Annotated in this window: 11 protein-coding genes and 1 riboswitch; of the genes, 8 read left to right on the top strand and 3 right to left on the bottom strand. The window is 54.3% G+C overall.

Annotated elements, in window-relative coordinates:
- Positions 1-198 precede the first annotated feature (198 nt).
- Both sbmA and K5905_RS16235 read left to right on the top strand, forming a co-directional pair.
- Positions 199-1,458: a peptide antibiotic transporter SbmA gene (gene sbmA / locus K5905_RS16240; protein WP_297585739.1), complete on the top strand. Its 1,260-nt coding sequence runs from the start codon at positions 199-201 to the stop codon at positions 1,456-1,458.
- A 391-nt stretch (positions 1,459-1,849) separates the two neighbouring features.
- Positions 1,850-2,851, top strand: a complete 1,002-nt coding sequence (locus tag K5905_RS16235) for a DMT family transporter (protein WP_297585738.1) — start codon at positions 1,850-1,852, stop codon at positions 2,849-2,851.
- Positions 2,852-2,884: 33 nt separating this feature from the next.
- On the opposite strand, the gene K5905_RS16230 is transcribed toward K5905_RS16235, so the two are convergent.
- Positions 2,885-3,298, bottom strand: coding sequence for a hypothetical protein (locus tag K5905_RS16230; RefSeq protein WP_297585737.1), 414 nt, complete (start codon positions 3,296-3,298; stop codon positions 2,885-2,887).
- Between the two features lie 50 nt (positions 3,299-3,348).
- Positions 3,349-3,585: an Lrp/AsnC ligand binding domain-containing protein gene (locus tag K5905_RS16225; RefSeq protein ID WP_055676376.1), complete on the bottom strand. Its 237-nt coding sequence runs from the start codon at positions 3,583-3,585 to the stop codon at positions 3,349-3,351.
- A gap of 135 nt (positions 3,586-3,720) precedes the next feature.
- A riboswitch (TPP riboswitch) is annotated at positions 3,721-3,831 on the top strand.
- A gap of 68 nt (positions 3,832-3,899) precedes the next feature.
- On the opposite strand from K5905_RS16225, the gene K5905_RS16220 reads away from it, so the two are divergent.
- The 4 genes from K5905_RS16220 to K5905_RS16205 all read left to right on the top strand — a co-directional run bounded on the left by K5905_RS16220 (position 3,900) and on the right by K5905_RS16205 (position 8,432).
- Positions 3,900-4,673, top strand: a complete 774-nt coding sequence (locus K5905_RS16220; RefSeq protein ID WP_297585734.1) for a hydroxyethylthiazole kinase — start codon at positions 3,900-3,902, stop codon at positions 4,671-4,673.
- A 31-nt stretch (positions 4,674-4,704) separates the two neighbouring features.
- On the top strand, positions 4,705-5,511 hold the full coding sequence (gene thiD / locus K5905_RS16215) for a bifunctional hydroxymethylpyrimidine kinase/phosphomethylpyrimidine kinase (protein WP_297585733.1): 807 nt from the start codon (positions 4,705-4,707) through the stop codon (positions 5,509-5,511).
- A 1-nt stretch (position 5,512) separates the two neighbouring features.
- The gene (locus K5905_RS16210) at positions 5,513-6,625 is read left to right on the top strand and encodes a TRAP transporter substrate-binding protein (protein WP_297585731.1); all 1,113 of its coding nucleotides are present in this window, start codon (positions 5,513-5,515) and stop codon (positions 6,623-6,625) included.
- 547 nt (positions 6,626-7,172) lie between these two features.
- The gene (locus tag K5905_RS16205; RefSeq protein WP_297585730.1) at positions 7,173-8,432 is read left to right on the top strand and encodes an OmpP1/FadL family transporter; all 1,260 of its coding nucleotides are present in this window, start codon (positions 7,173-7,175) and stop codon (positions 8,430-8,432) included.
- Positions 8,433-8,503: 71 nt separating this feature from the next.
- Here the strand turns inward: K5905_RS16205 and K5905_RS16200 are convergent, their stop codons facing one another.
- Positions 8,504-9,283, bottom strand: coding sequence for an SDR family oxidoreductase (locus tag K5905_RS16200; RefSeq protein WP_297585728.1), 780 nt, complete (start codon positions 9,281-9,283; stop codon positions 8,504-8,506).
- 240 nt (positions 9,284-9,523) lie between these two features.
- Here K5905_RS16200 and K5905_RS16195 point away from each other — a divergent pair, with 240 nt between their 5' ends.
- Complete coding sequence (locus tag K5905_RS16195) at positions 9,524-10,327, top strand: UDP-2,3-diacylglucosamine diphosphatase (protein ID WP_297585727.1); 804 nt, start codon at positions 9,524-9,526, stop codon at positions 10,325-10,327.
- Positions 10,324-11,257 (top strand): glycosyltransferase family 1 protein (locus K5905_RS16190; protein ID WP_297585725.1); only part of this gene is annotated, 934 nt, incomplete at its 3' end. The genes K5905_RS16195 and K5905_RS16190, both read left to right, overlap by 4 nt.

Raw genomic sequence — 11,257 nt, 5'->3', positions numbered from 1 at the left:
CTTTGCAAATGCAACTTATTGAAGAAGGTGAGCGGCTCCACTCGTGGCTTTTGCCTGATTGACGCGAAACTCTCTGAATTGTGTCCGCAGCTTTATTCAATTATTTGCTTGAATTGACTGGTCTTGATCGCAAGCTGCCTTACGCTCTAAGACCGGTACCAGGCTTCATTCATTCATCCCAGTTTCAGGATATTCCCTGTGTTTCAATCCTTCTTTCCGTCACCAAAGCTGTTCTTTTCTTCTGCCGCCATCTGGGCGATGGCCGCAGTGCTTGCCTGGTACGGTTTTGCCGATGATCTTGGAGAAACACTCGGTTTTGGAGTTTCGCCGGAAGGGCCGCCTCCCATCGACCTGACTTATTTCGTAACCCCGAACTTTCTTTGGTTCTATGTCTATTACGCGGTTTGTACGGGATTGTTTGGCGGATTCTGGTGGGTCTTTTCAAGAAACCACCGTTGGCATTTGTGGTCGGTCTGGGGCTCTTCCCTGATCATCTTCACCACGTATTTCTCGGTTCAGGTGTCTGTTGCCATCAACAACTGGCGGCGGCCGTTCGGGGATACGCTGCAAAACGCTCTGGAGGGCGACAAAGGTGTCGTTGCGAGCGACTTTTATACCTTGATGCTGATGTTTGCGCAGATTGCAGGCCTCTCCATGGCGCTGTTTGTGTTGAACCGGTTTTTTGTCAGCCACTACATCTTTCGCTGGCGCACTGCCATGAACGACTATTACGTCGCCAAGTGGAAGAATGTTCGTCATATCGAGGGTGCCTCGCAGCGTATCCAGGAAGACACGATGCGCTTTGCTTCGATCATGGAAGGTCTTGGGGTCTCGATGATCGACGCGGTGATGACACTGATTGCCTTCCTGCCGGTGCTTTTTGCGCTGTCGAGCTATGTCAGCACGTTGCCGATTGTCGGTGAAATTCCGGCGCCTCTCTTTACTGCAGCAATCCTCTGGTCTCTTTTCGGAACAGTTCTGCTGGCTGTCGTTGGCATCAGGCTTCCGGGACTTGAATTCCACAACCAGCGCGTTGAAGCTGCCTACCGGAAGGAACTGGTTTACGGTGAGGATCACGAACACCGCGCCCAGCCGATCACGCTTGTGGAGCTGTTTGGCAATGTCAGGAAGAACTATTTCCGCCTCTATTTCCACTACCTCTATTTCAATCTGGCACGTGGCTTTTATCTTCAGGCCGACAATATGTTCACCTATTTCATTCTCGTGCCGACCATTGTCGCTGGAACAATCACCTACGGCATCGTTCAGCAGATCCTCACGGCCTTCGGTCAAGTGTCGAATTCGTTCCAGTATCTGGTCAATTCCTGGTCGACCATCATCGAGCTTCTTTCCATCTACAAGCGTCTGAAGGGCTTCGAAGTGTCGATTGCCGAGCGTGAATCCATGTCGCCGCAAGAAGTTGCAAGAATGCTGGAGGAGCAGGAAGCGAGGCTTTAGGGCCGTTTGCCTTCCGGACATATTGTTCCAGAATTGCCGTCTGCTTCTTGCCGCCACCTCAATGTTCCGTGTTGTGAAGGCAGTAAAGAAGCTGGCGGTTTTTCTGTGCCAGTTGAACACTACCGAACTTCGAAAAACGCTTGAAGTGCAAGGCAGCCATGCGATCAAATGTTGCAAAATTGCCGTCTACGCGATTGCAATGTGCTCGACATAGCTTGATACTGCGCATTCCAACCGATTAGATCTCCACCCAATTCCATTCTCTTTTTCAGGATGGGAAGACGCCTGCGGTTCTCGCATGTCGGCCGGGTGACCTTATGCAACTCCTCTCGACCCTTCGGACCGGTGCGTCAGGGGAGTTTTGTCACTGCGCCGGCCTCGGAAACAACTCATGGCGCTCGTAGGCTCCAAACCCCATGCCGCTGGTCCATCGGCATCGACCGGCATGACCCGTCAGGCACCTCTGCTTGGAATATCGCTGAAGCTGGCCTCCACGCTCATGTTCTTCGTCATGGCGACAGCCTTGAAGATCGCAGCGGAAACCGTGCCGATCGGACAATTGGTGTTTGCCAGGAATTTTTTCGGCCTGTTTCCTGTTTTGATGATGGTCGCTTTGCGTGGAGAACTCGGGCTTGCTTTCAAAACGCAAAACCCGAGGGGACATCTGACCCGCGCAACCGTCGGACTTTCGGCGATGGTGTGTTCCTTTACCGCGCTGTTTCTTCTACCGCTGCCGGATGCCACTGCCATCGGATTCGCGACGCCGCTGGTTGTTGTCGTGCTCGCATTTTTCCTCCTTCGTGAACAGGTGCGGATCTATCGTTGGAGTGCCGTCGGTGTCGGTTTCCTCGGAATTCTTGTGGTGCTCTCACCGCATCTAGGGGAAGGGCAGATGGACAGCACTGCAACGCTTGGGGCAGTGGCAGGTGCATTGGGAGCGTGTTTTGCCGCGCTTGCCATGATCACAGTGCGAAAATTGTGTGAAACCGAGCGTACTTCAACCATCGTAACCTGGTTTGCCGGAGCATCGACCGTATTGTCGCTGATGACGTTTCCGCTTGGCTTCGTGCTGCCCGGGCATGTCTGGGTGGTTCCGGATGCGACCACCGCGGGGCTGATGCTCCTGATCGGATTGGCCGGAGGCATCGGACAAATCCTTTTGACCCAGAGCTACCGTTATGCCGATGCGTCGACCATCGCCCCCTTTGACTATGTCAACATGCTTTGGGCGATCCTGATCGGCTGGCTGGTGTTTTCCGAGATTCCCGTTCCGGAGGTGGTTATCGGGGCGCTGATCGTGATTGCCGCCGGGATCTTCGTGATCTATCGCGAGCACAGGCTTGGTCTCGACCGTACGAAAGCACGCCGGGCATCGTCACCTTCAAAAGCCTGAAGAATTTCCGGAAAATCTGAACCTCAAAAGCCTCTATTGAGGTTTGTATTCAAACGTTTCTACCGAGCTTTTCGTGCCGTCAGGAAAAACCAGTTGAACGCTGATGGACTGCGTCGATCCGGCCGGCAGTTCAATATAGGGCTTTTCTTTCAGAACCGCGTTGGGATTGTCGGGATTGCACTCCTCAAGCTCCCACATCTGGTCCAGCGCGCCACCGTTCAATCCGTAAAAAACGTAGTCTATGCCACATTTCCAGGCTTCAAGATGAGTGAAATAGATCAGCTGCTGTCCCTGCCAGTCGCGGAATGAAACCCAGCTGCCTTTCGTTACATCCAAAATCTGCTTGATCTGTTCCGGTGGCATGCCCTGGGCAGAGGCCAGGCTTGACGAGGTCAGGGGAAGGACACTCAGACCACAGACGAGGGTGGCGGATTTCAGGAATTTCATGCTGGCCTCCGGACTGATGACGATCGAATTCCGTCTGAAACTGGCTGACGCTAAAAGGCCTTGAAAGTGATGATTGACTTGGTGTCCTGAATGCCGTCGATCGGATGAACCTTTTCATTGACGAAATGGCCGATATCGGCACCATCTTCGACATAGAATTTCACAAGAAGATCATAGTCGCCACTGGTGGAATAGACTTCGGAAGCGATTTCCGCGTCAGCGATCGCGTTGGCAACCTGATAGGTCTTGCCCAGCTGGCACTTGATCATCACGAAAAACGGGGTCATGCGGCGCTCCGGAAGTTATGTCATTCAAACAATGTTCCCATGGACATCGCCTATCTCTTCTTCGCAGTCAATCGCTGATGAAGCGTCGGACCGTGGACGGGCTTGCATTCCGTGGCCTGCCTTGTTAGCAGTGCAGACATCTCATGGGGGTGCCCGGCAATCGTGGACCGGGCTGAGAGGCGAATGGCCAACTCCTTGAACCTGATCCGGCTTATACCGGCGGAGGGATTTGAGATGACGTTTGTCAGGACCTTCAAGGCTTTCCCTCCTTATCAACAAGCCGGTGCAACACCGGTGCAAATCGGAGGAGACGCATGAGTCTGTCCATTGCCGCTTCCACTCAGGCACTTTCCGCTGAAACTGTGTTCGATCTGCTATTGAGGGTTCGCCAGAAGTCTCCTCGGGTTCACGCAATAACAAATGCTGTTGCGCAGACATTTACGGCCAATGCGCTTTTGGCTCTGGGGGCTGTGCCGTCCATGACAATTTCCAGGGAAGAAGTGGCCGGTTTCGCAGCAAGCACGGATGCATTGCTGGTCAATCTCGGAACCCTGGACGATGCGCGCCGTCAAGCAATACCAGTTGCAATCGAAGCAGCGAAAAAAGCCGGCAAGCCAGTCAGCATAGATCCGGTTTTTGTGGACCGGTCTCCCTTGCGATGCGCGTTTGCACAAGAGCTCATGGCCTTCAAACCGGATCTCGTGCGCTTGAACGAACCTGAACTTGAGGCTCTCTTTCCCGAGCGCACGAAGGCCGAAGCGGCCATCGCGAACGGAGCAGTGCTCACAGTTACCGGTGTGGAAGACAAGATCGAAAGCAAGGGTGAGGACTATCGCTTGCGAAACGGCCATCCGCTGATGGCAAGAGTATCCGCGACCGGTTGTGCTGGTGGAGCTGTTGTTGCGGCGTTTGCCAGTGTCGAACCGGACACAGCCCTTGCGGCTGCCTGCGGTCTGTCTGTTTTCAACATTGCAGGCGAAATGGCGGCGGCGCAAGCCGGAGGCCCCGGCAGTCTGGTCCCGGAGCTGCTCGACGCTCTTTATTCAATGACGTCGCGCGATATCGAAACACGACTCAAGACAGCTTGAGCGCATTTGCGTATTCACGATGGAGGAACACATGACCGCAATTGCGTTGACCATTGCAGGATCAGACTCCGGCGGAGGGGCCGGAATTCAGGCCGATCTCAAATCCTTTTCGGCAAATGGTGTCTACGGTGCCAGCGTTTTGACCGCGTTGACCGCGCAAAACACACTTGGTGTGACAGCCATTCACGATGTGCCACCGGACTTCGTACGCGCGCAAATGGACGCCGTGTATTCTGATCTCAAGGTCAACGCTACCAAGATTGGAATGCTATCCAGCGTCAAGATCATCGAGGCGGTCGCAGAAGGACTGAGAGCCAGCAACACCGGCCCGGTTGTCCTGGATCCGGTGATGGTTGCGGCTTCCGGCGATCCGTTGCTGGAGGACAATGCTGTTGCAAGTCTGATCTCCGTCCTGGTGCCGCTCGCCGACGTCATCACACCAAATCTGCATGAAGCGGCGCGCATGCTTGAGACAGACGTGGCATCCAGCGACGCGGATATGCTGTCCCAGGCTGAAAATCTGTTGCGCCTCGGCTCAAGATCGGTGCTTCTGAAGGGGGGACATGGAGCCGGCAGCGACAGCGCGGACCTCTTCCTTGATGCCGTGGGGAATGTGCTCTGGCTGCGCGAAAAGCGGATCGCAACGGAAAACACCCATGGCACGGGGTGTACGCTTTCATCCGCGATTGCTGCCGGGCTCGCCAAGGGGAAAAACCTTGAAGGCGCCATAACTGCGGCTAAAGGTTATATTCAGGCTGCTATTTCGGCCGCTGATCGACTGCAGATCGGAACAGGTCACGGTCCTGTTCACCATTTCTATGACTTCTGGAGCAAATGACATGTCTGGGACGTCTTCACGTCAGGAAAAACTGATCAATCGCAGGGCACTTCTGGGCGCTACCGCGGTGGCGGGGACGGCTGTTCTTTCAGCTCCGGCAATCGCGCAGGAAAAAGCCACTATCGAGTGGAAGCTAGTGACGTCCTGGCCGAAAAATCTGCCTGGCCCCGGCGTTACTGCGCAAAGGATCGTTGACCAGGTGAGCAAGATGTCCGCTGGGCACTTCCGCATCCGGCTATATGCAGCAGGGGAGCTTGTACCGCCGCTGGAGGTTTTCGATGCGGTCGCAGCCGGTACGGCCCAGATGGCGCATACAGCCTCATTCTTCTGGCAAGGCAAGATCCCGGCATCGGTCTATTTCACCGCAATTCCCTTCGGTCTGCTGCCGCATGAGCATATCACCTGGATTGAGCAGGGAGGTGGTCAGGCACTCTGGGACGATCTTTATGTGCCATTTGGCCTGAAGCCGGTCATGGCGGGAAATACCGGTGTTCAGATGGGGGGCTGGTACAAGAAGGAAATCAGGGGTCTGGATGATTTGAAAGGCCTGAAGATCCGCATGCCGGGGCTCGGTGGCGAAGTCATGCGCCGCCTCGGCGCGACACCTGTCAGCCTGCCGCCGGGCGAGTTGTTTCAGGCGCTGCAAAGCGGCGTTCTGGATGCGACCGAGTTTCTGGGCCCCTGGTCGGATCGCGCAATGGGTTTCCAGAAAGTCGCAAAGTCCTACTATTCGCCGGGCTTTCACGAGCCCAATGGTACGGGTGAGGCGATTTTCAACCAGGTGGCTCTTGAAGGGTTGCCGGAAGAGTTGCGGACCATCGTTCTGGAAGCCTGCCGGGCGGAGAACGGACGTGCCCTGGCTGAAAGCGATTGGGAAAACGCAGGTAGCCTTCAACTTCTGCAGGAAGAGGATGGTGTCACCGTCAGGCCCTACCCGGATGACGTTCTTGCGGCCTTGCGCGAAACCGCGGCGGCGGTGCTGGCAGAAACCTCTGAGAAGAACTCTCTCAGCAAACGCATTTACGAAAGCCACAGTGCCGCCAGGGAAAGACTGGCTCCCTGGAGCGATGTCGCAATGCGGCGCTTCATGGCGGCGCGTGACGACAACGTTTGACCAAACAGTCCGTGGTGACGTCCACCGCGGACTTTTTCTGTTCAGAAACGACTTTCTTTCGTTGTTCACAACGCCCTGAATTTCCAGTTTTCTTGGATCCTTGCGGACCAATGGCGTCAAGCAAGGTGTTCAGATCACCGGGTTTCTCGCGCGTTTGAAGGCGTGGGCATAGCTAGAAAACTCGGACTTTTCCTCGGATTTGTCCTACAAAGAGCTCATGTTCCGTTGGGAAACGTGTGGCAAAGCCGCAACGATTCAGGACTAATTTACGTTATCGGAAACCTGGATTTTATTTGCCTATTTTTTAGGCAAAAGAGTGAACGTGTGTCAACTTGGTGACGGAGAGCCTTGAAACTGTAGGTTTCTCCATAGTTCAGCGTGAGCTGGTAACAGTTAATGACAAAAACATCGCGGATATTGCAGTGCAACACGAGTTTTTATCAAGCAGTTTCACTCTTTTTCAGAGTTGAAAAAGAACCCGTTCTTCGGGAAACCTATGTTCAGGTATCATGATTCCTCCTGTGGGAGGGGGACGGGAGAAAACACTATGATCAGGGCAAACAAGAAAGCCGTTCTATTCGCAACTACTGCGGTTGTACTATCCATGGTTGCGGGAGCGGCACACGCAGGTGGCTTCGCTCTAAGGGAACAAAGTTCCTATTTCCAGGGCATGTCTTTTGCAGGATATGGCACGTCGGGCGATACGATTTCCTCTATGTTCTGGAATCCGGCGTCAATGATCGGGGCGCAACAGGGGTTCACGTTTGAGGCACACAATTCTTTGGTTATTCCGCATTCGGATATCGATGGAACGTTGTCAGGTGGTTTCCTGGGGAGCTCTTCAATCGGCAGCGGCGATATCGCGTCGGATGCATGGGTGCCAGCCTCTTACGCTGCGTACAGATTGAATGATCAATGGGTGTTTGGTGTTGGGGTCAACGCACCATTCGGACTGACAACAAAACCGCGCGAAGACTGGGCAGCACAGTTTTATTCTCGCACGTCAAAAGTCTTCTCATTAAATGTAAACCCGAACATTGCGTATCAGATCAATGATATGATCACCGTCGCAGCAGGTGTTCAGGTTCAGTATATTGATGTGAGTCTGAAATCTGCAGACGCCACTTCGGCAGGTTTCGCGCGATCCAACGAAATCTCCGGCGATGACGTCGGCTTCGGTGTGACGGCAGGTGTCACGCTCAAACCTTGGGAAGGCACCGAGATTGGCGTCGGTTATCGTTCCGGTGTCTCTCACACTCTGGAGGGTGACCTCTACGCAAGTGGAGTGACCACCGGTGTCGAGCTCGGCATCATAACTCCAGACATGATCAATATTTCTGCCAAGCAGAAGATCACGGAAAAAATCCGCATTCTTGGTACTGTTGAATGGACAAACTGGAGCCGGTTGAAATCACCGCGTGCCGTCTCCGATACATCGGGTGCAACGCTTACAACCCTGCACTTCAACTACGACGATGGCTGGTTCTTCGCGCTTGGCGGTGAGTACGACTTCAACGACAAACTGACCTTCCGGGCCGGTCTTGCTTATGAAATCTCACCTATCGATGAAGAAATTCGCTCAACCCGTCTTCCGGATAACAACCGTTGGTGGCTGTCTGCCGGTGCGAGTTACGACTTCAATGAGCATCTCTCCTTTGATATCGGTTATTCGCACATCATTCCGGAATCGACCAAGATCAATATCGATTCAAGCCATCAGGACTATAACGCGGTGTTTGGCACTTACTCCGCTGATGTGGACAGTAATGTAAATATCATTTCCGCGTCGCTGCGCTACAGGTTCTGATTGAAAATCTGAACGTCGTAAAAGGCCGGGGCAATCGACCCGGCCTTTTTTGTTTCCGCAAAGTGTTCTGTTCAAAAGGCGGCGGGATAGAGGCCGCCGTCCATCAGGAGGTTCTGTCCAGTGATGTAGCCAGCGTGCCGGGAGCACAAGAAGGCGCATGCCTGGCCGAATTCCTCCGCGTTGCCGAAACGCCTTGCGGGAATTTCTGCCGATTGCGCCGCACGGATTGCCTCGATGCTCGTTCCGGATTGTTGGGCTGCCCGCTCGAAGCCGCCTTTAAGTCGATCGGTGTCCATTTTGCCGGGAAGCAGGTTGTTGATCGTGATGCCATGTGGAGCAAGCTGGCGACAGACGCCTGCGAGAAAGGCGGTAAGCCCCGCACGCGCACCGCTGGACAGATCCAGGCCTTCAATCGGCATTTTAACTGACAGGGACGTGATGTTCACGATACGGCCGAAGCCACGATCCTTCATTCCAGGGACGACTGCCTGGATCAACTCGACAGGTGTCACGAAATTCTGGATTGCTCCTTCAAGCAGAGCCTCCCGGTCAAGCTCTGAATAATCTCTGCGTGGAGGGCCACCATTGTTATTTACAAGAATGTCCGGATCGGGACAGGCCGCCAGCAAGGCGCGCTGACCTTCTTTTGTGGATACGTCCGCGGCTATGCTGGTAACGGAGACACTGTAGGACGTTTCCAGCGCGGCCTTTGTTGCTGCCAGCACGGCTTCGTTGCGGCCGTTCAAAACAATGTCGCAACCCGCCTCAGCCAGCGCTTCGGCGCAACCTTTTCCAAGCCCACGGCTGGATGCGCAGACGATCGCCTTTTTTCCCTCAAGGCCCAAGTCCATCAGAGTGTCTCCTTATGTCCGGTCGCAGATAATACAGCAGCTACGGCTACAGGCAGCTCAAGAGCTGGTTTATGAGCCGAAATAATGTCTGACAACCATAATATCCTGCAGGCTCAACCAATGTTCATTGGCACTAAAATGAGCATGGAACCGGTTCCGCGTTGGAGCGAAGGTTGTATGTCATAATATTGATACCTGAATCGCGTCTAAGGTGCTCCAATGAGAACTTGGAGAAATGCTATGTCTACCGCAGAGGCATCGCGGCATTACCGGGCATTGTTTATTTCGGATGTTCACCTTGGCACGCGCGGGTGTCAGGCCGAAATGCTGCTCGACTTTCTGAAAGACAACGACGCCGAGACGATCTACCTGGTCGGTGACATTGCGGACGGATGGCGTCTGAAGCGATCCTGGTATTGGCCGCAACTCCACAATGACGTGGTTCAGAAGATCCTCCGAAAGGGCCGCAAAGGTGCCCGTATCATCTATATTCCAGGCAATCACGACGAGTTTTTGCGCAGTTTCCTCGGGACGCATTTCGGCGGTGTCGAGGTGACCGACAGCATTGTTCACGAGGCGGCAAACGGCAAACGATACCTTGTAATCCACGGTGACCAGTTCGATGTGGTCATACGACATGCCAAATGGCTCGCGTTTTTCGGTGACAAGGCCTACGTGACGGCTCTGGGCATCAACACCTGGCTGAATATGATACGCCGACGCCTGGGGCTGACCTATTGGTCCTTGTCTGCGTGGGCCAAGCTGAAGGTGAAGAACGCCGTCAGCTTTATCGGCCGGTTTGAAGAGGCTTTGTCTGACGAAGCGCGGCGCAGGGGGGTTGATGGCGTCATCTGCGGTCATATCCACCATGCCGCCAACCACGATATGAACGGAATCCATTACATCAACACCGGCGACTGGGTGGAAAGTTGCACCGCAGTGGCAGAACATCACGATGGTACGTTTGAGGTGATCCGATGGGTGGACCAGACCCAAACGGGAGCCGTGCCGGCGAAATCCAAGGAAACTCCGGTCGCCGCATGAGTTCCATTCTGATTGTCACGGATGCCTGGCATCCTCAGATTAATGGTGTTGTCCGTTCGCTGGAACGCACCGCCGAAGCACTTGAAGCGATAGGAATTCGGATCGAATTCCTGACACCTCAGGCTTTCAGGACACTTCCCTGTCCAACCTATCCCGAAATTCGACTGTCTTTGACCCATCGCGGTGTCGTGCGCAGGATGATCGAGGACTTCGATTGCGAACATCTGCATATAGCGACCGAGGGGCCACTGGGAATGTTGGCAGCAAGCGCTGCGCGCAAGATGGGGCAGCCTTTCACGACCAGTTATCACACGCGGTTTCCCGAGTATGTTTCTGCCCGACTTCCGGTTCCGTTGTCCTGGTCCTATGGCTGGTTGCGAAGGTTTCACAATGCGGCGTGCGGCTGCATGGTTGCAACCCGGTCACTTGAACATGACTTGCGTGATCGTGGTTTTACAAACCTGATGCGTTGGTCGCGCGGTGTCGACGAACAGTTGTTCAGGCCTTATGAAGGGTCCGTTTTGCCATCCGATTTACACCGACCGGTCTTCATGTATGTCGGCCGGGTTGCAATAGAAAAGAACATAAAGGCCTTTCTCGATCTCAATCTCCCCGGATCGAAGGTCGTGGTCGGTGGTGGACCGCAGCTGGAGGCGTTGCGCCGCGAATATCCCGACACCCATTTCACGGGCTCGAAAGTGGGGGAAGACCTTGCCCGGCACTATTCCGATGCCGACGTTTTTGTATTCCCGTCGCTGACCGACACATTCGGGAATGTCATGCTGGAAGCTCTGGCCTGTGGTGTTCCCATTGCCGCATTTCCGGTGATGGGACCTATCGACGTGATCGGTGGAACGGGTGCAGGTGTTTTATCTGAAAACCTGCAGGAAGCAGCCGAAGCCGCACTTGATATTCCGCGTGATCATTGTC

The sequence above is a fragment of the Roseibium sp. genome, assembly GCF_025698965.1.
Taxonomy (GTDB): domain Bacteria; phylum Pseudomonadota; class Alphaproteobacteria; order Rhizobiales; family Stappiaceae; genus Roseibium.
The sequence above is the reverse complement of the archived record's forward strand: the minus strand, read 5'-3'. Positions and strand labels throughout refer to the sequence as shown.

Bases quoted from the DNA above. Each gene is read 5' to 3' on its own strand.
- K5905_RS16225 (WP_055676376.1), bottom strand. From the start codon at position 3,585: ATGACCCCGTTTTTCGTGATGATCAAGTGCCAGCTGGGCAAGACCTAT.
- K5905_RS16230 (WP_297585737.1), bottom strand. From the start codon at position 3,298: ATGAAATTCCTGAAATCCGCCACCCTCGTCTGTGGTCTGAGTGTCCTT.
- K5905_RS16235 (WP_297585738.1), top strand. From the start codon at position 1,850: ATGGCGCTCGTAGGCTCCAAACCCCATGCCGCTGGTCCATCGGCATCG.
- K5905_RS16210 (WP_297585731.1), top strand. From the start codon at position 5,513: ATGTCTGGGACGTCTTCACGTCAGGAAAAACTGATCAATCGCAGGGCA.
- K5905_RS16195 (WP_297585727.1), top strand. From the start codon at position 9,524: ATGTCTACCGCAGAGGCATCGCGGCATTACCGGGCATTGTTTATTTCG.
- K5905_RS16220 (WP_297585734.1), top strand. From the start codon at position 3,900: ATGAGTCTGTCCATTGCCGCTTCCACTCAGGCACTTTCCGCTGAAACT.
- K5905_RS16205 (WP_297585730.1), top strand. From the start codon at position 7,173: ATGATCAGGGCAAACAAGAAAGCCGTTCTATTCGCAACTACTGCGGTT.
- thiD (WP_297585733.1), top strand. From the start codon at position 4,705: ATGACCGCAATTGCGTTGACCATTGCAGGATCAGACTCCGGCGGAGGG.
- K5905_RS16200 (WP_297585728.1), bottom strand. From the start codon at position 9,283: ATGGACTTGGGCCTTGAGGGAAAAAAGGCGATCGTCTGCGCATCCAGC.